Origin of the sequence: Pseudomonas sp. MN1F (assembly GCF_009391885.1) — a bacterium.
In the GTDB taxonomy this organism is placed as follows: Bacteria; Pseudomonadota; Gammaproteobacteria; order Pseudomonadales; family Pseudomonadaceae; genus Aquipseudomonas.
The window spans coordinates 63822-87022 of record NZ_VZII01000025.1; the positions used below are offsets into that span (position 1 = coordinate 63822).

The window sequence follows — 23201 nt, forward strand, 5'->3', positions numbered from 1 at the left end:
GGCCTCAGCGCTGATGACGGATGCGTGGGTTGGCCAGGCCGTAGAGGATATCCACGACGAAGTTGACCAGGATCACCAGGCAGGCGATCAACAGGATGCCGTTCTGGACCACGGGGTAGTCACGGGCGCCGATGGCTTCGATCAGCCATTTGCCGATGCCCGGCCAGGAGAAGATGGTTTCGGTGAGCACGGCGCCGGCCAGCAGCGTGCCGACCTGCAGGCCGAACACCGTCAGCACCGGGATCAGCGCGTTGCGCAGGCCATGCACGAAGACCACGCGGGCCGGCGACAGGCCCTTGGCGCGGGCGGTGCGGATGTAGTCCTCGCGCAGCACTTCGAGCATCGACGAGCGGGTCATGCGGGCGATCACCGCCAGCGGGATGGTGCCGAGCACGATGGCCGGCAGGATCAGGTGCATCACCGCGTCCTTGAACGCGCCTTCCTCGTCGCTGAGCAGGGTGTCGATGAGCATGAAGCCGGTCTTCGGCGCGATGTCGTAAAGCAGGTCGATACGCCCGGACACCGGGGTCCAGCCCAGGCTCACCGAGAAGAACATGATCAGGATCAGGCCCCACCAGAAGATCGGCATGGAATAGCCGGCCAGGGAGATCCCCATCACCCCGTGGTCGAACAGCGAACCGCGCTTGAGCGCGGCGATCACCCCGGCCAGCAGGCCGACGACGCCGGCGAACAGCAAGGCGGCGAGGGCCAACTCCAGGGTGGCGGGGAACAGGGTGAGGAACTCGGTCCACACGCTCTCGCGGGTGCGCAGCGATTCACCGAGGTCGCCCTGGGCCAGCTTGCCGACGTAGTCCAGGTACTGGACCGGCAGTGGCTTGTTCAGGCCCAGGCGCTCCATGGCCTGGGCGTGCATCTCGGGGTCGACCCTGCGCTCGCCCATCATCACTTCCACCGGGTCGCCGGGGATCAGGCGTATGAGCGCGAAGGTCAGCAAGGTGATACCGAAAAAGGTCGGTATCAGCAGGCCCAGGCGCCGGGCAATAAAACTCAACATTGTCGGGGTTACCTCATCAACTGGTCACGCAGTGCCGCCGGTGCCCGTGTGGGGTCCCGGCGATCGTTGTTGTTCTACTTCACCCGGGTGGTGGCGAAGTTGTTGTTGGTCAGAGGGTTGATCACGTAGCCCTCCACGTTGTCTCGCATGGCAGTGAACATCTTCGGATGGGCCATGTTGATCCAGGGTTGATCGTCATCGTACACCTTCAAAGCCTCGGCATAGACCCATCGACGTTCATCATCGTTGCTGAGTTCTCGGCCACGGACGATCAGGTCCTGAAATTTTTCATTGCACCAGCGGGCATAGTTCTCACCGTTGCGCGCGGCTTCGCAACTGAGCAGCGGGCCGAGGAAGTTGTCCGGGTCGCCGTTGTCACTGGCCCAGCCAGAGGAAATCAGGTCCGCTTCGCCGGCCTTGGCGCGGCGCAGCATTTCGGCCCATTCCATGACGCGGATGTCGAGCTTGATGCCGATCTTGGCCAGGTCCGCTTGCAGCATCTCGGCGGAAAGCCGCGGATTGGGATTGGTCGGGCCACCGCCGTTACGGGTGTATAGCGTCAACACCGTACCTTCCGGCATGCCCGCCTCCTTCAGCAGAGCGCGAGCCTTGACCAGATCCTGCTTCGGGTTGGTGATCGACACGTTGTTGCCCAGCATGCTGCTTGGGTACGGGTTGATGGCTTCGGTGGCATTGCCTTTGCCGAACAGCTGCTCGATATGTGTCTGGCGATCGAATGCCAGGTTGATGGCTTTGCGCACGCGTACGTCGCTGAGGTACTTGTGCTGTGTGTTCATGGCGATGTAGCCGGTGACCAGCGCATCGGTTTCCGCCACTTTGAACTGAGGGTCGGACTTGATCGATGGCACGTCTGTCGGCTTTGGATACAGCGCCACCTGGCATTCGTTGGCACGCAGCTTCTGCAGGCGCACGTTGCTGTCGGTGGTGATGGCGAACACCAGCGCATCGGCCGGCGGTTTGCCGCGGAAGTAGTCCGGGTTGGGTTTGTAGCGAACCTGGGCGTCCTTGTTGTAGCGCTGGAAGATGAACGGGCCGGTGCCGATCGGCTTGCTGTTGAGGTCACCGGTCTTGCCGGCCTTGAGCAGCTGGTCGCCGTATTCGGCGGAATAGACAGAGGTGAAGGCCATGGCCATGTCGCGCAGGAAGGGCGCTTCGGGGCGGGTCAGGGTGATCACCACGGTATGGTCGTCGGTCTTGCTCACCGACTTGAGCAGCGCCTTGAAGGCCATGCTTTCGAAGTACGGGTAGCCGACGCTGGTCTTGGCGTGCCACGGGTGGTTCGGGTCGAGTTGGCGATTGAGGCTCCACAGCACGTCGTCGGCGTTGAACTCGCGGGTCGGCTTGAAGTAGTCGGTGGTATGGAACTTGACCCCTTGGCGCAGGTGGAAGGTGTAGGTCAGGCCGTCTTGCGAGATGTCCCAGCGTTCGGCCAGGGCCGGCTGGATGTCGGTGGTACCGGGCTTGAAGTCGACCAGGCGGTTGAACACCGTCTCGGCCGAGGCATCGGCGGTGACGGCAGTGGTGTACTGGACGATGTCGAAGCCTTCCGGGCTGGCTTCGGTGCACACCACCAGCGGCTTGGCCGCGAGGTTGCCGGCGGCGCCCAGGATAACCGCTGCCAGGGCAGCGCGGAGCGGTAGCGATGTCATGGAAACTCCCTGCATGCGTTGATTCCAGCGTAGCCGCCACGGCCCGGGTTGAAGCGGGCCGTGGCGCCAGTGGTCAGAGAATGTTGAATGGAATGGTGGTCACTACGCGGAACTCGTCCAGGCTGCCATCGCCCTGGGCCTTGCTGGCGCGGTGGGCGGTGTAGGTGGCGCGGATGCTGGTGTCCTTGAACGGCCCGCTCTGCACGGCGTAGCTGGTGCCGATGCCCCACTCGTAGTGGGTTTCGCCGTCCAGGCCGCGCACGTCGTAGGCGGTGCCGGTGTAGTGGGTGCCGTCGATGCCCCAGCCGCGGGCGTTGTACAGGTTGAACTTGAGGCCTGGCACGCCGTAGGGCGCCATGTTCAGCACGTAGGAGAGCTGCAGGGATTTCTCGTTGGGGCCGTTGAAGTCCGACAGCAGCGAGTTGGCCAGGTAGATGCCGTTGGTTTCGTGCAGGTAGTCGAAGTACTCGTTGCCGTTGACCTGCTGCCAGGAGGCGGTGAGGGTGTGCGCCTGATGGCTCAGGCCGAACGACAGGCTGTAGGTGTCGTTGTCGATCTCGCCCATCTTCTTGCTGCCTTCGTCCACGGTCTTGTAGTAGTTCAGGCCGGTGGTCAGGGCGAGCACGGCGTTGTCGCCGAGCACGTGGTTGGCGCCGAAGTAGTACTGGTTCCAGAAGTCGTCGACCTTGGTGGCGTACAGGCTGGTGGTCAGGCTCTTGAACGGCTGGTAGTTGACCCCGGCGGTGCTGGCGCGGTCGGTCTCGACGCCGGTGGCGCTGTATTCGCTGCGGAACTTGCTCAGGCTCTGTTCGGTGCGTGGCGAAACGCGGTCGAAGGTGCCCAGGTCGAGCGACAGGTTGTCGAACTCGGCGCTGTGCAGGAACGCACCCTGGAAGCTCGACGGCAACGCACGGTTGCCGATGTAGGCGATCATCGGTGTATCCACCGACTGGCGGCCAACGGTAAGGGTGGTGTTGGACACGCGCGCCTTGACGTTGGCCAGGCCCATCTTGCTCCACTGGCCGACCGGGTCGCCGTCGCTGTGGGTGAGTGTTCGGTTGTTCGGCCCGGCGATCGCGGCACGGCCCTGCTGCAGGGCGACGGCGTTGTAGCCGGCGGCCTCGACGGCAAAGCCGACGGTGCCCTGGGTGAAGCCCGAACTGTAGTTGAGGATGGTGCCCTGCACCCAGTTGTCGCGGCTGTGGGTATCGTGGCGGGTGCCGTCGGCCTTGTAGTACTTCCACAGCGGTGCGCGGGTGGCGCGTTCGTGGGCGTACCAGTTGCGCGTGCTGCCGGACAGGCTCTGGCCGTCGATGAAGCCGTTGGCCTCGTCCTGTTCGCTACTGGATTTCAGGCTGAACGGGACGTAGTCCTGGCTCTGGGTGTCGGCCTCTGTCACGGCGCAAAAGGTGCCGATGGATAAGGCCAAAGCGGTCAAGGTGAATAGTCTCAAAGTTAAAGCTCCCTTTCTGTTCTTTTAGTTATTACCTGGCCTTGTGGGCCGGGTTGCTTGCTGCGGTGTTGCCAGGGTTGCCCGGGGTTGCCGGGCAAAAGCGGGGGAGTTGTGTTGGCGATGAGGCCGGCACTGGCTATCGCTTAATCAACACTCACACCGGAAAAGTCATTGCGCCCGAACGGGCTGACCTTGAAATCGGCCACCTTGATGCTCAGCGGCTGGTTCACCGTGGAATGCGCCACCGGGGTGATCGGCACCTGTTGCTTCAGGCGCTGCTGGGCCTGCTGGTACAGCGCCGTGCGCTGCTCGCGGTCGGTGACCTGCTTGGCCTGCTTGACCAGGCTGTCGTACTGCGGGTCGCACCACAGCGAGTAGTTGTTGCTGCCGATGGCGTCGCAGTTGTAGAGGGTGCCGAGCCAGTTGTCCGGGTCACCGTTGTCGCCGGTCCAGCCGATCAGGGCGATGTCGTGCTCGCCGCTCTTCATGCGCTTGAGGTATTCGCCCCATTCATAGCTGACGATGCGCACCTTGAAGCCGAGCTTGCTCCAGTCGGCCTGGAGCATCTCGGCCATCAGCTTGGCGTTGGGGTTGTACGGGCGCTGTACGGGCATGGCCCACAGGGTGATCTCGGTACCCGGCTTGACCCCGGCCTGCTGCAGCAACTGCTTGGCCTTTTGCGGGTCGAACGGTGCGTCCTTGAGGCTGTTGTCATAGGACCACTGGGTTGGCGGCATGGCATTGACTGCCAGTTGGCCGGAGTCCTGGTACACCGCCTGGATGATGGCCTGCTTGTTCACTGCCATGTCCATGGCCTGGCGCACTTCAAGGCGATCAAACGGTGGGTGCTGGGTGTTGTAGGCGATGTAGCCGAGGTTGAAGCCAGGCTGCTGCATGACCTGCAGCTTGCCGTCGGCCTTGAGCGCCGGCAGGTCGGCCGGGCGTGGGTGCAGGGTGACCTGGCACTCGTTGCGGCGCAGCTTCTGGATGCGCACCGACGGGTCGGTGTTGATCGAGAACACCAGGTTGTCGATCTTCACTTCATCCGGCGCCCAGTAATGCTTGTTGCCCTTGAAGCGGATCTGCGAGTCCTTCTGGTAACGCTGGAACACGAACGGCCCGGTGCCGATCGGTTGCTGGTTGATGGCGCTGGGGCGCCCGCTGACCATTAGCTGCTCGGCATATTCAGCAGACAGTATCGAGGCGAAACTCATGGCCAGGTTCTGGATGAATGCGGCATCGACCTTGTTCAGGCTGAACACCACGGTCAACGGGTCGGTCTTTTCGACCCGGGCGATGTTCTTGTCCAGGCCCATGCTGACGAAGTACGGGAATTCGGTAGGGTAGGCCTTACGGAACGGTTGGTCCTTGTCGAGCATGCGGTTGAAGGTGAACAGCACATCGTCGGCGTTGAAATCACGGCTCGGTTTGAAGGCCTTGTTGGCATGGAACTTCACGCCCTCGCGCAAGTGAAAGGTGTAGCGCAGGCCATCGTCGGAGACCTCCCATTTCGTCGCCAGCGCCGGGTGCACCGCCGTGCCGCCGCGTTCGAACTCCACCAGCCGGTTGTAGATCGGCTCGGCGGCGTCGTTGTCGGTGGCACTGGTGTACTGGGCGGTGTCGAAGCCGGCCGGGCTGCCTTCGGAGCAGAACACCAGGTTCTTGGCCTGAAGGGCAGGGGCCTGGCTCAGCAGGCCGAGGGCGAGCAGGGTCGAAAGGTAAGTGACGTGGCGCATGGCGGTTCCTTTTCCAGCTGTTCAAGCCGCCTCGGGGTACGAATGACGGCAACAGTTTGCCGACTCCGTCGCGGGTAGCGTCGGAGTGGGCGCGAGATGCTTGAGGGTGGTGAGGCGGCACCCGCCGTCGATCGGCGGGTGCCGGGATCTACCCTATTTGTCCACGCTGACGCCGTAGAAGGCGTTCAACGCGAACGGGCTGATCTTGAAGTCTTTCACCTTGGCGCTCATCGGCTGGTAGACCGTGGAGTGGGCGATCGGGGTGATCGGCACCTGTTCCTTGAGGATGTGCTGGGCCTTCTGGTACAGCTCGGTGCGCTTGGCCTGGTCGGAAGTGGCCTTGGCCTGCTTGATCAGGTCGTCGTAGGGCTTGTAGCACCACTTGGAGAAGTTGTTGCCGTCGATGGCGTCGCAGCCGTACAGGGTGCCCAGCCAGTTGTCCGGGTCACCGTTGTCGCCGCTCCAGCCGATCAGCATGGCGCCTTGTTCGCCGCCTTTGGAGCGCTTGATGTACTCGCCCCATTCATAGCTGACGATCTTCGCCTTGATGCCGATCTTGGCCCAGTCGGACTGCAGCATCTCGGCCATCAGCTTGGCATTGGGGTTGTAGGGGCGTTGCACAGGCATGGCCCACAGGGTGATCTCGGTGCCTTCCTTGATACCGGCTTCCTTGAGCAACTGCTTGGCCTTCTCGGGATCGTACGGCGCGTCCTTGATGCTGGTGTCATAGGACCACTGGGTGGGTGGCATGCCGTTGACTGCCAGCTGGCCAGCGCCCTGGTAGACCGATTCGATGATCTTCTTCTTGTCCACGGCCATGTCCAGCGCCTGGCGGACTTCCAGCTTGGCCATCGGGTTGGGCTCGTTGCTGCCCTTGATCTTGTCCATCACGTTGTAGGCGATGTAACCAAGGTTGAAGCCGGCCTGCTGTGGCATCTGCAGGTTCTTGTCGGCTTTCAGCGGCTCGATGTCGGCCGGCCGTGGGAACAGGGTGACCTGGCACTCGTTCTTCTTCAGCTTCTGCATGCGCACCGAGGCGTCGGTGGTGATGGCGAAGATCAGGTTGTCGATCTTCACGTCCTCGGGCTTCCAGTAGTCCTTGTTGCCCTTGAAGCGGATCTGCGCGTCCTTCTGGTACTTGCTGAACACAAATGGCCCGGTGCCGATCGGCTTCTGGTTGATGTCGGCGGCCTTGCCGTCCTTGAGCAGCTGGTCGGCGTACTCGGCGGACTGGATGGAGGCGAAGCTCATGGCCAGGTTCTGGATGAACGCGGCGTCCACTTCATTGAGGGTGAACTTCACCGTGTGATCGTCAAGCTTCTCCACCGTGGCGATGTTCTTGTCCATGCCCATGTCGGTGAAGTACGGGAACTCGGTGGGGTAGGCCTTACGGAACGGGTGGTTCTTGTCGAGCATGCGGTTGAAGGTGAACAGCACGTCGTCGGCGTTGAATTCGCGGGTCGGCTTGAAGTAGTCGGTGGTGTGGAACTTGACCCCTTCGCGCAGGTGGAAGGTGTAGGTCTTGCCGTCGTCGGCCACGTCCCATTTGGTTGCCAGGCCCGGGATGACCGCGGTGCCGCCGCGTTCGAACTGGGTCAGGCGGTTGAACACGGTCTCGGCCGAGGCGTCGAAGTCGGTTCCGGTGGTGTATTGCCCCGGGTCGAAGCCGGCCGGGCTGCCTTCGGAGCAGAACACCAGGTTGGACGCGGCCTGGGCCAGCGGGGCGCCGGCGAGCAAGCCTGCACCTAGCAGGAACGGAATGACTGCGTGTTTGAGCATGGTGGCCTCATTGTTGTCATTTTTTGGATTGAGGTGGCCTCGTGAGCCGACCTGCGGATACTTATGCAGGGGGTATTCCCAATGCAACAGGCAGAAGGATAGTTGGCGTCAGGAAAGTAGTACGAGCGTACATGGATGTCGCATACGTATAACTTTCGGCGAAGTTGAACGTTTGCGTGGGCAAAATGATGGCTTTTTGCGGGATGTTTCTGGGCGGGGGAGGGTGTAGGACGCACTTCTATGGTGCGTAGGAAATATCTGATTTTGCTAAATAGGGGCTGCCAAGCAGCCCCCGGCGATCTTCAGGGCATCTGCACTTCGATCAGGCCATCGGCATTCATGCTGACTTCACTGGTCCCCGCTTCGATATCCGGCGCTGGCGCCGCTTCGTCAGCCCCCATGGCCTTCATCGCCATCGGTGCGCTACGCAGGTAAGGGCGCGGGTAACCGGAGCTGTTCAGGTTCAGGCTGACCACTTTATAGCCCTTGCCCCCCAACGCCTCGGTTGCCAGCTGCGCACGGGCCTTGAACGCATTGACCGCATCCTTGAGCAGTTCATCTTCGCTGGCCTTGCGTGTGGCCGGGGCGATGGAGAAGTCCATGCCGCCCATCTTCAGGTCCTGCAGCAGGTCGGCAGTGAGCTGGGACAGGGCCGGGAAGTCGGCACCTTCCAGGCGCAGCTCGGCGCGCTCGCGCCAGCCGGTAATCTTCTGGCCTTTGCTGTCATACACCGGGTAGCTGTTGCGGCTGCCCTGGCTGATCTTCACGTCCTTGACCTGGCGTGCCTGCTGCACGGCCTTGTTCATGGTTTCGGTGATCTGCTTGGCGAGCTTGCCCGGGTCGGTATTCTGCGCTTCGCTGTAGAGGGTCACGACCATCAGGTCGCGCGCCACTTCCTTGCTGACTTCGGCGCGCAGCGATACCTGGTTGTAGCGCGGTTCGTCGGCCGCCAACGCCGGCAGGCTGGCGAGCAGGCCGCAGGACAGGATCAGTGCCGCGCCGTGACGGGTAATGTGCATGTGTTACTCCTTGGCAATAATGGGCGTGGGTTCTGGCCATCCATTCCACGCATGGCCAATCAGACCGGGACCAGTGTAGTGGGTTCAAAAGTGCCACTATGAACGTGTGACAAAGTGTGGCGCTTTGCCGCATTGCTGCAGTGGGGCGCCCGGCTTCGGTATACTCCAGCCGATTTTCCTGGAGCACTCATCGGGAGAGCGCATGCTCGCCGCCGCACAACCGTTGTCCGCAACACGCCAGAACCTCTGGCGCCTGACTGTCATTCGGGTTCTGGTCCTGGCCGCCCAGGCAGGCTCCGTGGGCGTTGCCTACTGGACTGACTTGCTGCCACTGCCGTGGCTTTCGCTGGCCGCGACCCTGGCCCTGTCGTCGCTGCTCTGCGCGTTCACCGCCTTGCGCCTGCGCCTGTCGCTGCCGGTCACCGAAACCGAATATGCCTTGCAGCTGGCCTGCGACCTGCTGATCCACAGTGCCTTGCTGTATTACTCAGGTGGCTCGACCAACCCGTTCGTGTCCTATTACCTGGTGCCGCTGGCTATTGCTGCGGTGACCTTGCCATGGCTGTATTCGCTGATCCTCTCGGGCATCGCCCTGACCGCCTACAGCCTGCTGCTGGTGCAGTTCTACCCGCTCGAGGGGCTGCCGATGGCGCGGGACAAGATGCAGGTCTACGGCATGTGGCTGAGTATCGCCCTGGCCGCAGCCGTGATTACCTTCTTTGCCGCGCGCATGGCCGAGGAGCTGCGCCGCCAGGAGCAGTTGCGTTCCGAGCGCCGCGAAGAAAGCCTGCGTGATGAGCAGCTGCTGGCCGTGGCTACCCAGGCTGCCGGCGCGGCCCACGAGCTGGGCACACCCTTGGCGACCATGAGCGTGCTGCTCAATGAAATGCGCCAGGACCACACCGACCCGTTGCTGCAGGAAGACCTGCAGATCCTTCAGGACCAGGTCAAGCTGTGCAAGGAAACCCTCCAGCAGCTGGTGCGCGCCGCCGAGGCCAACCGCCGCCTGGCGGTGGTCGAACAGGACGTTACCGCCTGGCTCGACGAGGCGTTGAACCGCTGGCACCTGATGCGCCCGGAGGCCAGCTACCGCTTCCAGCGCCTGCGCGACGGCCAGGTGCCGCGCCTGACGCCGCCACCGGACCTGACCCAGGCGCTGCTGAACCTGCTGAACAATGCCGCCGATGCCTGTCCCGATGACCTGCAGGTGACCCTCGACTGGGACGCCCAGGACATCCTGATCAGCATCCGCGACCATGGCCCTGGCGTGCCGCCGGCCATCGCCGAAGCGATCGGCAAACCCTTCATTACCACCAAGGGCAAAGGCTTCGGCCTGGGCCTGTTCTTGAGCAAGGCCAGCGTGACCCGTGCGGGCGGCTCGGTGAAACTCTATAGTCATGAACAGGGTGGCACCCTGACCGAACTGCGCCTGCCCCATGGCACGCGAGGAGATGAATGATGAGCGAAGAAAACCAGGTCGAAGGCGAAGAGCTGCCGCACCTGCTGCTGGTGGACGATGACGCCACCTTTACCCGGGTCATGGCCCGCGCCATGAGCCGCCGTGGCTTCCGCGTGAGCACTGCCGGTTCCGCCGAGGAAGGCCTGATCCTGGCCCAGCAGGACCTGCCGGACTACGCCACGTTGGACCTGAAGATGGAAGGCGACTCGGGCCTGGTGCTGCTGCCCAAGCTGCTGGAGCTGGACCCGGAGATGCGCGTGGTGATCCTGACCGGTTACTCGAGCATCGCCACCGCCGTCGAGGCGGTCAAGCGGGGCGCCTGCAACTACCTGTGCAAGCCGGCCGATGCCGACGACGTGCTGGCGGCGCTGCTGTCGGAGCATGCCGATCTGGACTCTCTGGTGCCGGAAAACCCGATGTCGGTGGACCGATTGCAGTGGGAGCACATCCAGCGCGTGCTGAACGAGCACGAGGGCAATATCTCCGCCACCGCGCGGGCGCTGGGCATGCACCGTCGTACCCTGCAGCGCAAGTTGCAGAAGCGCCCGGTTCGCCGCTGACCTTCTGCTGCCAGTGCCGTCCTCTTCGCGGGTTCACCCGCGAAGAGGACGGCACAGACAGAAACTTGATTTAAAGTCCCGCTCGATCCCCGCATTTCCTGACGCGTTGGCGTATCATTAGCCGCCTAACGGCAACCCCTTCAGGACCGCTTGCGCATGCTCGCCCTTCTTATCCAGACGCTGAACATCACGGCGCCCGTCTTCGCCATGCTGTTCATGGGCGTGCTGCTAAAACGCATCCACCTGATCGACGACAACTTCAACCGCGTCGCCTCGCAGTTGGTGTTCAACGTCTGCATGCCCGCGCTGCTGTTTCTTGGCATCTACCACGCCGACCTGGCCACAGCGGTGCAACCCAAGGTCATCCTCTACTTCGTCGCCGCCACGCTGGTCGGCTTCGCCGTGTCCTGGGGCATGGCCATCTGGCGCAGCCCGTTGGCCGACCGCGGCATCTACACCCAGGGTGCGTTCCGCGGCAACAACGGCGTGATCGGCCTGGCCCTGGCTGCCAGCCTCTATGGCGATTACGGCATCTCCCTGGGTGCGGTGCTCGCCGGCCTGGTGATCCTCATGTACAACTCGCTGTCGTCGGTGGTGCTGGCGGTGTACAGCCCGGACCTCAAGTCCGACCCGTGGAGCATCTGCAAGAGCATCTTCAGCAACCCGCTGATCCTCAGTGTGTTGGTGGCAACGCCGATGGCGTACGGCCAGGTGCCGCTGCCGAACTGGTTGCTGACTTCGGGTGACTACCTGGCGCAGATGACCCTGCCGCTGGCGCTGATCTGCATCGGCGGCACCCTGTCGCTGGCGGCGCTGCGTGACAGCGGCAAGCTGGCCGTCGATGCCAGCCTGGTGAAGATGGTATGGCTGCCGCTGATCGGCACCCTGGGAGCCTGGTTGTGCGGTTTCCGGGGGGCCGAGCTGGGCATCCTGTTCCTTTACATCGGCAGCCCGACCGCGGCGGCCAGTTACGTCATGGCCCGCGCCGCCAACGGCAACCATGAGCTGGCGGCCTCGATCATCGTGATCACTACGTTAATGGCGGCGATCACCACCAATATTGGTATTTTCATCTTGCAGTGGGGCGGATGGATCTAGATCCTTGACTGCAAAACAACAGCAACAACACTGCCTCACTGAGCCAAAGGACACTTCATGCAAGACCAGAGCACGCCCGAGCCGCTGAAGCGCGGGCTGAAGAATCGCCATATCCAGCTGATTGCGCTGGGTGGTGCCGTCGGCACCGGGCTGTTTCTGGGCATCGCCCAGACCATCCAGCTGGCCGGCCCCTCCGTTCTGCTGGGCTACGCCATCGCCGGCCTGATGGCCTTCTTCATCATGCGCCAATTGGGTGAGATGGTGGTCGAGGAGCCGGTCGCCGGCAGCTTCAGCCACTTCGCCCACCAATACTGGAGCGAGTTCGCCGGGTTCGTCTCGGGTTGGAACTACTGGGTGGTGTACGTGCTGGTCGGCATGGCCGAGCTCACGGCCGTGGGCATCTATGTGCAGTACTGGTGGCCGGATTTCCCGACCTGGGCCACGGCGGCGATCTTCTTCGTGGTGATCAACCTGATCAACCTGACCCAGGTGAAGGTGTATGGCGAAATGGAGTTCTGGTTCGCCCTGGTCAAGGTGGTGGCGATTGTCAGCATGATCGGCTTCGGCGCCTGGATGCTCGCCAGCGGTCATGGTGGCCCGGATGCCAGTGTGGCCAACCTGTGGCAATACGGCGGGTTCTTCCCCAATGGCGTGACCGGCCTTGTGATGGCGCTGGCGGTGATCATGTTCTCGTTCGGTGGCCTTGAGCTGGTCGGTATCACCGCCGCCGAGGCCGACAACCCGCGTCAGAGCATCCCCAAAGCGACCAACCAGGTGGTCTACCGCATTTTGATCTTCTACATCGGTGCGCTGGCCGTGCTGCTGTCGCTGTACCCCTGGCAGAAAGTGGTGCAGGGCGGCAGCCCGTTCGTGATGATCTTCCACGAGCTGGACAGCGACCTGGTGGCGACCATCCTCAACATTGTGGTGCTGACTGCTGCGTTGTCGGTGTACAACAGCTGCGTATACGCCAACAGCCGCATGCTGTTCGGCCTGGCCAGCCAGGGTGATGCACCGCGTCAGCTGCTCAAGGTCAGCCGCAGCGGCGTGCCACTGACGGCGTTGGGCGTTTCGGCCTTCGCGACCGGCCTGTGCGTGCTGATCAACTACCTGATGCCCGGTGAGGCGTTCGGCCTGCTGATGGCGCTGGCGGTGTCGGCGCTGGTGATCAACTGGGCCAGTATCAGCATTACCCACCTGAAGTTCCGCAAGGCCAAGCTGGCGGCCGGGATCACCCCGTTTTACCAGAGCTGGGGGCATCCGCTGACCAACTACCTGTGCCTGGCGTTCATCGTGCTGATTCTGGTGGTGATGTACCTGACCCCGCCGATTCGCATCTCGGTGATGCTGATTCCGGCTTGGATTCTGGTGCTCTGGGGCGCTTTCAGGCTGAAGAAGGCTCGGCAGGGGAGATAAGTACAGCGGTCAGTGCTGCCTGCGCCAGGCCCGGGCTGTGGTGTACAGCAACACCGCGCCCAGCACCGGCAGCACATAGAACAGCATCAGCCGCTCCAGCCGCCCGGCCAGCGGCATGCCCATGGTAAACGCTGCCACATGCAGGCCGTAGGCCAGGTACAGGCAGAGGAACACCAGCCCTTCGATGCGGGTGATGCGGTAGCCGGAATAGAACACGGGCAGGCTCAGGGCCGCGACACCCAGCATCACCGGCAGGTCGAACGCCAGCGCATTGGGCGAGATGGTCAGCGGCTCGGGGGTGACCAGTGCCGTCAGGCCGAGCACTCCCAGCAAGTTGAACAGGTTGCTGCCAATCACCGTACCGACTGCAATCTCCCGCTCGCCTCGAATGGCGGCAATCAGCGCGGCGGCAAGTTCAGGCAAGGATGTGCATACGGCGACTACAGTCAGGCCGATGACGCGTTCGGACAGGCCGAGATCGGTGGCCACTTCAATGGCAGCTTCCAGCAGCAGGTGGCCGGCCAGGCTCAACAGCCCAAAGCCGAACAGCACCTGTAGCAGCGTCCCGGACCAGAAGCGCCCAGCGCTGGCTGCCGTAGCATCCTGGGCGGGGTAGGTGCGGGCATAGTTGCGCGACTGGTGCCACAGCATGGCCAGGTAGCCCGCCAGGGCGAGCAGCAACAGCAAGCCTTCGGCCCGGCCCAGGTGGCCGTTGGCACAGAGCGCATAGACCAAGGCGCTGGCGGCAATCATCAGCGGGATGTCCAGGCGCACCAGCTGGCGTGATACCCGCAGTGGAATGATCAGCGCGGCCAGGCCGAGGATGACCAGCACGTTGAAGATGTTGCTGCCGATCACGCTGCCCACGGCCACGTCGGGCGCGCCTTGGTAGGCGGCCTGGAGGCTCACGGTCAGCTGCGGTGCGGTACTGCCGAAGGCTACAAGGCTTAAGCCAATGATCAGTGGCCGCACGCGCAGGCGTTCAGCCAGGCGCAGCGCCGCGCGCACCAGCAGTTCGGCCCCGGCGATCAGCAGTAGCAGGGCAACGCCCATTTGCAGCAGGCTGAAGGTGGGGAGGGTGGCCAGGTCGAAAATTTTTGGACTCCTGTCAGGTCAGTCGCTCAGACCTTGTACCCGCACGCGCGCCGTTCCGCTACGGAGCATGCCGATTTTTTCTGCGGCAGCACGTGACAGGTCGATCAGGCGGCCGCGAGTATGCGGGCCGCGGTCGTTGATGCGCACCACTACGCTGCGGTCGTTGGCCAGGTTGGTGACCAGCACCCGGCTGCCGAATGGCAGGCTGCGGTGGGCTGCGGTGAGGCCGTGCTGGTTGAACGGTTCGCCGCTGGCAGTGCGTTTGCCGTGGTGGCGCGAGCCGTAATAGGAAGCGGTGCCGGTTTCGTTGTAACCGCGCGGGTCGATGTCGTGGCTGGCGCAGCCGGCCAGGAAGGAGAAAAGGGCCAGGGTGCCGAGGGATCGTTTTAGCAAGTCAGGTGCTCTCCTAGTGCGGCCATTCGCGGCTAAAGCCGCTCCCACAGGTACGGCGCTGCCCGTGAGAGCAACGCCGTACCTGTGGGAGCGGCTTTAGCCGCGAACGAGGGCAAAGCCCTCGCAGCATTACAGGGGTAAAACAATCACCCTTCGAGCTTGGCCTTGAGCAATTGGTTCACCTGCCCCGGGTTGGCCTTGCCTTTGGATGCCTTCATCGCCTGGCCGACGAAGAAGCCGAACATCTTGCCGCGCTTGGCCTCGTCGGCGGCGCGGTACTGTTCGACCTGTTCGGCGTTGGCGGCGAGCATTTCGTCGAGCATCTTGTCGATCGCACCGGTGTCGGTGACCTGCTTGAGGCCTTTGCTCTCGATGATGCTGTCGGCATCGCCTTCACCGGCGGCCATGGCCTCGAACACGGTCTTGGCAATCTTGCCGCTGATGGTGTTGTCGCGAATGCGCAGCAGCATGCCGCCCAGGTCCGCGGCGCTGACCGGCGCCTGGTCGATCTCGATGCCCAGCTTGTTCAGCAGGCTGCCCAACTCGACCATGACCCAGTTGGCGGCCAGCTTGGCGTCGCCACCGATCTTCACCACTTCCTCGAAGTAGTCCGCCTGTTCGCGGCTGGAAGCCAGCACGTTGGCGTCGTAGGCCGACAGGCCGTACTGGCTCTGGAAGCGCTCGACCTTCTGCGGTGGCAGCTCCGGCAGGCCAGCGCGGACGGTTTCGAGGAAGCTGTCCTCGATCACCACCGGCAGCAGGTCCGGGTCGGGGAAGTAACGGTAGTCGTTGGCCTCCTCCTTGCTGCGCATGGAGCGGGTCTCGTCCTTGTTCGGGTCGTACAGGCGAGTTTCCTGCACCACCTTGCCGCCGTCCTCGATCAGGTCGATCTGGCGCTGGATCTCGCTGTTGATCGCGCGCTCGATGAAGCGGAACGAGTTGACGTTCTTGATCTCGCAGCGGGTGCCGAATTCGGCCTGGCCTTTGGGGCGGATCGACACGTTGCAGTCGCAGCGCAGCGAGCCTTCGGCCATGTTGCCATCACAGATGCCCAGGTAACGCACCAGCGCGTGGATGGCCTTGACGTAGGCCACGGCTTCCTTGGCGCTGCGCATGTCTGGCTCGGAGACGATCTCCAGCAGCGGCGTGCCGGCGCGGTTCAGGTCGATGCCGGTGGAGCCGCTGAAGTCTTCGTGCAGGCTCTTGCCGGCGTCTTCCTCAAGGTGCGCGCGGGTAACACCGATGCGCTTGATGGTGCCGTCTTCCAGGGCGATGTCCAGGTGGCCCTTGCCGACGATCGGCAGGTCCATCTGGCTGATCTGGTAACCCTTGGGCAGGTCCGGGTAGAAGTAGTTCTTGCGCGCGAACACGTTGCGCTTGCCGATCTCGGCATCGATCGCCAGGCCGAACATGCAGGCCATGCGCACGGCTTCCTGGTTCAGCACCGGCAGTACACCGGGCATCCCTAAGTCAACCAGGCTGGCCTGGGTGTTCGGCTCGGAGCCGAAGGTGGTGGCGCTGCCGGAGAAGATCTTCGACTGGGTGGCCAGCTGGGTATGAATCTCCAGCCCGATCACAACTTCCCATTGCATGTGTGAATTCCTCAGAAGCCGTTAGGGGCGCGGGTGTGCCAGTCGGTGACTTGCTGGTAACGGTGCGCGACGTTGAGCAGGCGGCCTTCCTGGAAGTACGGGGCCAGCAGCTGCACGCCGACCGGCAGGCCATCGACGAAGCCGGCTGGCATCGACAGGCCCGGCAGGCCCGCCAGGTTGGCGGTGATGGTGTAGACGTCTTCCAGGTAGGCGGCGACCGGGTCGCTGCTCTTGGCGCCAAGCTTCCAGGCCGGGTTCGGCGTGGTCGGGCCGAGGATCAGGTCGACATCGTTGAAGGCGGCCATGAAGTCGTTCTTGATCAGGCGGCGGATCTGCTGGGCCTTGACGTAGTAGGCGTCATAGTAGCCGGCCGACAGGGCGTATGTGCCGACCATGATGCGGCGCTGCACTTCAGTACCAAAGCCTTCACCACGGGAGCGCTTGTACAGGTCGGTCAGGTCTTTCGGCGCTTCGCAGCGATAGCCGAAGCGCACGCCGTCGAAGCGCGACAGGTTGGACGAGGCTTCTGCAGGCGCGATCACGTAGTACGCCGGAATGGCATGCTGCATGTTCGGCAGGCTGATTTCCTTGACCACGGCACCGAGCTTTTCCAGCTCCTTGACGCTGGCCTGGACCAGCTCGGCGATGCGCGGGTCGAGGCCGGCGCCGAAGTATTCCTTCGGCAGGCCGATGCGCAGGCCCTGCAGCGAGCCATTGAGGGCAGCGCTGTAGTCCGGTACTGGCTCGTCGATGCTGGTGGAGTCCTTGGCGTCGAAACCGGCCATGCCTTGCAGCAGCAGGGCGCAGTCTTCGGCAGTACGCGCCAGCGGGCCGCCCTGGTCGAGGCTGGAGGCGTAGGCGATCATGCCCCAGCGCGACACACGACCGTACGTCGGCTTGAGGCCGGTCAGGTTGGTCAGTGCCGCCGGCTGGCGGATCGAGCCGCCGGTGTCGGTGCCGGTGGTGGCCGGCAGCAGGCGCGCGGCCACGGCTGCGGCCGAACCGCCGGACGAACCGCCAGGCACGTGCTCGAGGTTCCACGGGTTCTTCACCGCGCCGTAGTGGCTGGATTCGTTGGCCGAACCCATGGCGAATTCGTCCATGTTGGTCTTGCCCAGGGTGACCATGCCGGCTTCGGCCAGCTTGGCGACCACGGTGGCGTCGTACGGCGCCTTGAAGTTGTCGAGCATCTTCGAGCCGCAGCTGGTGCGCACGCCGAGGGTGCAGAACAGGTCCTTGTGGGCGATCGGTGCGCCGAGCAGCGCGCCGGTCTCGCCAGCGGCGCGACGGGCGTCGGCGGCACGCGCCTGGCCCAGGGCCAGCGCTTCGGTGACGCTGATGAAGCTGTTGATCTGTGGGTCGATCTGCTTGACGCGCGCCAGCAGGGCGCCGGTCAGCTCTTCGGAGGAAAACGACTTGTCGGCGAGTCCGCGGGCGATCTCGGCCAGGGTCAATTCATGCATGGCAGGCTCTATCCCTTACTCGATGACTTTGGGAACCAGGTACAGACCGCTTTCGGTCGAGGGTGCGATGGCCTGGTAGGCCTCGCGCTGGTTGCTTTCGGTGACCTGGTCGGGACGCAGGCGCTGGCTGGCCTCCAGGGGGTGGGCCAGGGGCTCGATGCCAGTGGTATCGACCGCTTGCATCTGGTCGACCAGGCCGAGAATGCTGTTCAGGGCGTCAGTAATGCGTGGCAGTTCGCCTTCATTCAGGCCCAGGCGGGCCAGATGGGCGATCTTTTCCACGTCGCTGCGTTCAAGCGCCATGGTGATCTCCAGGGGAAACAAAGAACCGAATAGGGTCGGCGGTGAGGAACATGTCAGCATTTTGGCGGTCCAACGGCCGCGATCATCTGCTGGCGTGCTCGGAAAAACAGCCAATTTAACATATTGGCTCCTTGCCCAAAATCCCTGCCATTGTTAGAGTTTGCCGCACTTTTTTACCCACGCTTTCCCCAGGGTCACTTTCCCATGTTCAAGAAACTGCGTGGCATGTTTTCCAGCGATCTTTCCATCGACCTGGGGACTGCCAACACCCTTATTTACGTGCGTGAGCGCGGTATCGTCCTGAATGAGCCCTCGGTTGTTGCCATCCGTACCCACGGCAACCAGAAAAGCGTCGTCGCCGTCGGGACCGAAGCCAAGCGCATGCTGGGCCGTACGCCAGGTAACATTGCTGCCATTCGTCCGATGAAGGACGGCGTCATCGCCGACTTCAGCGTTTGTGAAAAAATGTTGCAGTACTTCATCAACAAGGTTCACGAAAACAGCTTCCTGCAGCCCAGCCCACGCGTGCTGATCTGCGTGCCGTGCAAATCGACTCAGGTAGAGCGCCGCGCCATTCGCGAGTCGGCCCTGGGTGCCGGTGCCCGTGAAGTGTTCCTGATCGAAGAGCCGATGGCCGCTGCCATCGGTGCCGGCCTGCCGGTCGAAGAAGCCCGTGGCTCGATGGTCGTCGATATCGGTGGCGGTACCACCGAAATCGCCCTGATCTCGCTGAACGGTGTGGTCTATGCCGAGTCCGTCCGCGTGGGTGGCGACCGCTTCGACGAGGCCATCGTCACCTACGTGCGCCGCAACTACGGCAGCCTGATCGGCGAATCCACCGCCGAGCGCATCAAGCAGGAAATCGGCACCGCCTACCCGGGCGGCGAAGTGCGCGAAGTCGACGTGCGCGGCCGTAACCTGGCCGAGGGCGTACCACGCGCCTTCACCCTGAACTCCAACGAAGTCCTGGAAGCCCTGCAGGAATCCCTGGCGACCATCGTCCAGGCGGTCAAGAGCGCCCTGGAGCAGTCGCCGCCGGAGCTGGCCTCCGACATCGCCGAGCGCGGCCTGGTGCTGACCGGTGGTGGTGCGCTGCTGCGTGACCTCGACAAGCTGCTGGCCCAGGAAACCGGCCTGCCGGTGATCGTCGCCGAAGACCCGCTGACCTGCGTCGCCCGTGGCGGCGGTCGCGCCCTGGAGATGATGGACAAGCACGCGATGGACCTGCTCTCCAGCGAGTGATCCGCGCTGCTTTTGAAAGCCCGGTTTACAGGTAGCACGCGCAGTGCTACCTGTATGCGCTGGGCTGGCGTCCATCCGGGCGTCGTTTCCGTCAACCCGCAACCAGGCTGGTGCGTTGTCCCATGTCCAATGACCTCCTGAGTCGTCCACGAGGAACGGCCCATTAAACCGCTTTTTTCCAAGGGCCCTTCGCTGGGCGTTCGCCTGCTGGTACTGGTGGTGCTGTCGGTCGCGTTGATGGTTGTCGACGCGCGTTTCGACGTGCTCAAGCCGGTGCGCAGCCAGATGGGCCTGGTGCTCATGGAGTCGTACTGGATCACCGACCTGCCGCAGCGCATGTGGCAAGGCGTGGCCGGCCAGTTCGGCAGCCGCACCGAGCTGATCGCCGAAAACGAAAAACTCAAGACCGAAGCCCTGCTGCTGCAGGGGCGTCTGCAGAAGCTGGCGGCCCTGACCGAGCAGAACGTGCGCTTGCGTGAGCTGCTCAATTCCTCGGCGCTGGTCAACGAGAAGGTTGAAGTGGCCGAGCTGATCGGCGTCGACCCCAACCCGTTCACCCACCGCATCCTGATCAACAAGGGTGAGCGCGATGGCGTGTTCCTTGGCCAGCCGGTGCTCGATGCCCGTGGCCTGATGGGCCAGGTGGTCGAGCTGATGCCGTATACCTCGCGGGTTCTGCTGCTGACCGACACCACCCACAGCATTCCGGTGCAGGTCAACCGCAACGGCCTGCGCGCCATCGCCAGCGGCACCGGCAACCCGGAGCGCCTGGAGCTTCGGCATGTCGCCGACACCGCCGACATCAAGGAAGGTGACCTGCTGGTGAGCTCCGGCATGGGCCAGCGCTTCCCGGCCGGCTACCCGGTGGCCACGGTCAATGAAGTGATCCACGATTCCGGCCAGCCGTTTGCCATCGTCCGCGCCATTCCGACCGCCGCGCTCAACCGCAGCCGCTACATGCTGCTGGTGTTCAGTGACCGCCGGAGTCCGGAGCAGCGCGCCACCGAGGCAGCCATTGCCCAGGAAGAAGCCGATCGCAAAGGCACTGGCCAACCTGCCGCCAATGCCGAGCACCCGGCAGCGGCCCCAGCCCCAGCCCAGCCAGCGGCTCCGGCAGCTCCGGCTGCTGCTGGGCAGGCGCCAGCAGCCCCGGCTGCAGCGCCCGCCAGCCCGGCCGCCGCACCTGCGGCACCCGCTCATCCACGGAGGCAATGATGGCCAAGTCGCGCCGTAACCACGGTTGGGTCATCTGGCTGACGTTCGCCATCGGCCTGTTGCTCAGCGTTTCGCCCATGCCGCAGTTCCTCGAAGTGTTCCGGCCCATGTGGCTGGCGATGCTGGTGTCGTTCTGGACCTTGAACGTGCCGAACAAGGTGGGCATGACCACCGCTTTCGTCCTGGGGCTGGCCGAGGACGTGCTGTATGGCACCTTGCTGGGGCAGAACGCGCTCATCCTCACCCTGATCACGTTCCTCGTGCTGTCGCTGCAGCAGCGCCTGCGCATGTTCCCGCTGTGGCAGCAGAGCCTGGTGATCCTGGTGATCTTCGGTATCGCCCAGTTGATCCAGCTTTGGCTCAGTGCGCTGACCGGCAATCGCCTGCCGACCCTGGCGCTGGTCTGGTCAGCCGTGATCAGTGCCTTGCTCTGGCCTTGGATCAGCTTCGCCCTGCGCGACCTGCGCCGACGTTTGCGTATCAACTGACGGCGCTGCCACTGACAGGGAGATGTCTAGATGAAACCCCTCTACCTCGCCTCCGGCTCACCGCGCCGGCGTGAACTGCTCGGCCAGATCGGCGTGCCGTTCACCGTCATCAGTGCTCCCATCGATGAAACCCCGCTGCCGGGCGAAAGCGCCGAGGCCTATGTCGAGCGCCTGGCCCGGGCCAAGGCCGAAGCCGGCCTGGCCACGCTTGAAGGCCCTGCCGTGGCGCTTGGTGCCGACACGGCGGTGGTGCTCGATGGGCGTATTCTTGGCAAGCCGGAAAACCGTGAACATGCCCTGGCGATGCTGGCCGACCTGGCTGGCCGCGAGCACCAGGTGCTGACCGCCGTGGCCTTGAACGATGGCCTGCACTGCGAGAGCCTGTGCGTCAGCAGTACCGTGCGTTTTCGCCCTGTCGATGCCGCAGAAGCCGAGCGCTACTGGACCAGTGGCGAACCTGCGGACAAGGCCGGGGGCTACGCCATCCAGGGCCTGGGCGCGGTGTTCGTCATCGGGCTCGAAGGCAGTTACTCGGCGGTGGTTGGCCTGCCCTTGAGCGAAACGGCCGACATGCTCGCCCGATTCGGTATCGCCTGCTGGCAGGTACCGGCGCTTTTGCCAGAGGTAACAAACCAGCGGTAGCCAGCCCAGCACGCGCGATCCATCATTACCGAAGACCTTTGACGAGAGCCTGCCATGAGTGAAGAGATCCTGATCAACATCACCCCGATGGAATCACGCGTGGCGGTGGTCGAAAACGGGGGGCTGCAGGAAGTGCATGTCGAGCGCACCCAGCGCCGCGGCATCGTCGGCAATATCTACAAGGGCAAGGTGGTGCGGGTGCTGCCGGGCATGCAGGCGGCGTTCGTCGACATTGGCCTGGAGCGCGCGGCGTTCATCCATGCGTCGGAAATATCCCAGCGCGAAGGCTCGGCGGTGGAGAACATCACCGCCCTGGTGCACGAGGGCCAGGCCCTGGTGGTGCAGGTGACCAAGGATCCGATCGGCACCAAGGGCGCACGCCTGACCACGCAGCTGTCGATCCCCTCGCGTTACCTGGTGTACATGCCACGCAGCAGCCATGTCGGCATTTCCCTGAAGATCGAAGACGAAGCCGAACGCGAACGCCTCAAGCAGGTGGTCAGCGACTGCATGGACAGCGAGAACATCAAGGACGCCGGTGGCTTCATCCTGCGCACCGCCGCCGAAGGTGCGCGGGCCGAGGAGATTCTGCAGGACATCCGCTACCTGCGCCGCCTGTGGGAACAGATCGGTAGCCAGATCCAGACCTGCGGCGCACCCACGGTCATTTACGAAGACCTCGGCCTGGCCCTGCGCACGCTGCGTGACCTGGTCAACCCGAAGATCGAGAAGATCCGCATCGACTCGCGGGAAACCTTCCAGAAAACCACGCAGTTCGTCGCCGAGCTGATGCCGGAAATCGCCGATCGCCTGGAGCATTACCCGGGCGAGCGACCGATCTTCGACCTGTATGGGGTCGAGGACGAAATCCAGCGTGCCCTGGAGCGCAAGGTGCCACTCAAGTCCGGTGGCTACCTGGTGGTCGACCCGGCTGAGGCGATGACCACCATCGACGTCAACACCGGTGCGTTCGTCGGCCATCGCAACCTCGAAGAAACCATCTTCAAGACCAACCTCGAGGCCGCCACGGCCATCGCCCGGCAACTGCGCCTGCGCAACATCGGCGGGATCATCATCATCGACTTCATCGACATGGAAGACGAAGAGCACCAGCGCCAGGTGCTGCGCACCCTGGAAAAGCAGCTGGAACGCGATCACGCCAAGACCAACATCATCGGCATCACCGAGCTGGGCCTGGTGCAGATGACCCGCAAGCGTACCCGCGAGAGCCTCGAACAGGTCCTTTGCGAGCCGTGCACCGCCTGCCAGGGGCGCGGCAAGCTGAAAACCCCTGAGACCATCTGTTACGAGATCTTCCGCGAAATCCTCCGCGAAGCCCGTGCCTACCAGGCTGAAGGTTATCGCGTGCTGGCCAACCAGAAAGTGGTCGATCGCCTGCTGGACGAGGAGTCTGGCAACGTTGCGGAACTGGAGACCTTCATTGGCCGAACCATTCGCTTCCAGGTCGAGTCGATGTATTCGCAGGAACAATATGATGTGGTGCTGCTCTGAGGCTTTCTGATACCCGCGCCGGATGGCAGCGGCTGGCAAAATCGACACGTC

Annotated in this window: 20 protein-coding genes; 9 read left to right on the top strand and 11 right to left on the bottom strand. The window is 63.5% G+C overall.

What is annotated here, in order from left to right:
• Nucleotides 1-4: 4 nt before the first annotated feature.
• From F6X59_RS14040 to F6X59_RS14065, 6 genes are all read right to left on the bottom strand, one after another.
• Complete coding sequence (locus F6X59_RS14040) at nucleotides 5-1015, bottom strand: ABC transporter permease subunit (protein WP_152956718.1); 1011 nt, start codon at nucleotides 1013-1015, stop codon at nucleotides 5-7.
• A gap of 74 nt (nucleotides 1016-1089) precedes the next feature.
• On the bottom strand, nucleotides 1090-2685 hold the full coding sequence (locus tag F6X59_RS14045; protein WP_152956719.1) for an ABC transporter substrate-binding protein: 1596 nt from the start codon (nucleotides 2683-2685) through the stop codon (nucleotides 1090-1092).
• Nucleotides 2686-2758: 73 nt separating this feature from the next.
• Nucleotides 2759-4138 (bottom strand): OprD family porin, encoded by a 1380-nt coding sequence (locus F6X59_RS14050; protein WP_152956720.1) that lies wholly within the window; start codon nucleotides 4136-4138, stop codon nucleotides 2759-2761.
• 143 nt (nucleotides 4139-4281) lie between these two features.
• Complete coding sequence (locus tag F6X59_RS14055; RefSeq protein ID WP_152956721.1) at nucleotides 4282-5874, bottom strand: ABC transporter substrate-binding protein; 1593 nt, start codon at nucleotides 5872-5874, stop codon at nucleotides 4282-4284.
• A gap of 153 nt (nucleotides 5875-6027) precedes the next feature.
• Nucleotides 6028-7653 (bottom strand): ABC transporter substrate-binding protein, encoded by a 1626-nt coding sequence (locus F6X59_RS14060; protein ID WP_152956722.1) that lies wholly within the window; start codon nucleotides 7651-7653, stop codon nucleotides 6028-6030.
• A gap of 302 nt (nucleotides 7654-7955) precedes the next feature.
• Nucleotides 7956-8672 carry an SIMPL domain-containing protein gene (locus tag F6X59_RS14065; RefSeq protein ID WP_152956723.1) on the bottom strand — a complete coding sequence of 239 codons (717 nt, stop codon included), beginning with the start codon at nucleotides 8670-8672 and terminating at the stop codon, nucleotides 7956-7958.
• 202 nt (nucleotides 8673-8874) lie between these two features.
• Between F6X59_RS14065 and F6X59_RS14070 the strand changes: the two genes are divergently transcribed.
• The 4 genes from F6X59_RS14070 to F6X59_RS14085 all read left to right on the top strand — a co-directional run bounded on the left by F6X59_RS14070 (nucleotide 8875) and on the right by F6X59_RS14085 (nucleotide 13205).
• Nucleotides 8875-10131 (top strand): ATP-binding protein, encoded by a 1257-nt coding sequence (locus F6X59_RS14070; RefSeq protein ID WP_152956724.1) that lies wholly within the window; start codon nucleotides 8875-8877, stop codon nucleotides 10129-10131.
• The gene (locus F6X59_RS14075) at nucleotides 10131-10691 is read left to right on the top strand and encodes a response regulator transcription factor (protein ID WP_079229623.1); all 561 of its coding nucleotides are present in this window, start codon (nucleotides 10131-10133) and stop codon (nucleotides 10689-10691) included. The genes F6X59_RS14070 and F6X59_RS14075 overlap by 1 nt, the downstream gene beginning before the upstream one ends.
• A 156-nt stretch (nucleotides 10692-10847) precedes the next feature.
• Complete coding sequence (locus F6X59_RS14080) at nucleotides 10848-11789, top strand: AEC family transporter (protein ID WP_152956725.1); 942 nt, start codon at nucleotides 10848-10850, stop codon at nucleotides 11787-11789.
• Nucleotides 11790-11846: 57 nt separating this feature from the next.
• Nucleotides 11847-13205, top strand: coding sequence for an amino acid permease (locus F6X59_RS14085; RefSeq protein ID WP_152956726.1), 1359 nt, complete (start codon nucleotides 11847-11849; stop codon nucleotides 13203-13205).
• 9 nt (nucleotides 13206-13214) lie between these two features.
• On the opposite strand, the gene F6X59_RS14090 is transcribed toward F6X59_RS14085, so the two are convergent.
• The 5 genes from F6X59_RS14090 to gatC all read right to left on the bottom strand — a co-directional run bounded on the left by F6X59_RS14090 (nucleotide 13215) and on the right by gatC (nucleotide 18051).
• Complete coding sequence (locus F6X59_RS14090) at nucleotides 13215-14258, bottom strand: calcium/sodium antiporter (protein ID WP_152956727.1); 1044 nt, start codon at nucleotides 14256-14258, stop codon at nucleotides 13215-13217.
• A gap of 60 nt (nucleotides 14259-14318) precedes the next feature.
• Nucleotides 14319-14693 (bottom strand): septal ring lytic transglycosylase RlpA family protein, encoded by a 375-nt coding sequence (locus F6X59_RS14095; RefSeq protein WP_082433675.1) that lies wholly within the window; start codon nucleotides 14691-14693, stop codon nucleotides 14319-14321.
• Nucleotides 14694-14839: 146 nt separating this feature from the next.
• A complete protein-coding gene (gatB, locus tag F6X59_RS14100; RefSeq protein WP_152956728.1) occupies nucleotides 14840-16285 on the bottom strand; it encodes an Asp-tRNA(Asn)/Glu-tRNA(Gln) amidotransferase subunit GatB in 1446 nt (481 codons plus the stop codon).
• Nucleotides 16286-16296: 11 nt separating this feature from the next.
• The gene (gene gatA, locus F6X59_RS14105; protein WP_152956729.1) at nucleotides 16297-17748 is read right to left on the bottom strand and encodes an Asp-tRNA(Asn)/Glu-tRNA(Gln) amidotransferase subunit GatA; all 1452 of its coding nucleotides are present in this window, start codon (nucleotides 17746-17748) and stop codon (nucleotides 16297-16299) included.
• A gap of 15 nt (nucleotides 17749-17763) precedes the next feature.
• Nucleotides 17764-18051: an Asp-tRNA(Asn)/Glu-tRNA(Gln) amidotransferase subunit GatC gene (gene gatC, locus F6X59_RS14110; protein WP_152956730.1), complete on the bottom strand. Its 288-nt coding sequence runs from the start codon at nucleotides 18049-18051 to the stop codon at nucleotides 17764-17766.
• Nucleotides 18052-18255: 204 nt separating this feature from the next.
• Between gatC and mreB the strand changes: the two genes are divergently transcribed.
• The 5 genes from mreB (at nucleotide 18256) to rng (ending at nucleotide 23150) form a co-directional block, all read left to right on the top strand.
• Complete coding sequence (gene mreB / locus F6X59_RS14115; protein WP_003255163.1) at nucleotides 18256-19293, top strand: rod shape-determining protein MreB; 1038 nt, start codon at nucleotides 18256-18258, stop codon at nucleotides 19291-19293.
• 192 nt (nucleotides 19294-19485) lie between these two features.
• Complete coding sequence (gene mreC, locus F6X59_RS14120; protein WP_152956731.1) at nucleotides 19486-20508, top strand: rod shape-determining protein MreC; 1023 nt, start codon at nucleotides 19486-19488, stop codon at nucleotides 20506-20508.
• Entirely contained in the window at nucleotides 20508-20996 is a 489-nt protein-coding gene (gene mreD, locus F6X59_RS14125; protein WP_060511328.1) for a rod shape-determining protein MreD, read from the top strand. The genes mreC and mreD overlap by 1 nt, the downstream gene beginning before the upstream one ends.
• A gap of 30 nt (nucleotides 20997-21026) precedes the next feature.
• Nucleotides 21027-21638: a nucleoside triphosphate pyrophosphatase gene (locus tag F6X59_RS14130; RefSeq protein ID WP_152956732.1), complete on the top strand. Its 612-nt coding sequence runs from the start codon at nucleotides 21027-21029 to the stop codon at nucleotides 21636-21638.
• A gap of 54 nt (nucleotides 21639-21692) precedes the next feature.
• Nucleotides 21693-23150, top strand: a complete 1458-nt coding sequence (gene rng / locus F6X59_RS14135; RefSeq protein ID WP_152956733.1) for a ribonuclease G — start codon at nucleotides 21693-21695, stop codon at nucleotides 23148-23150.
• The last annotated feature ends 51 nt before the right edge of the window (nucleotides 23151-23201 follow it).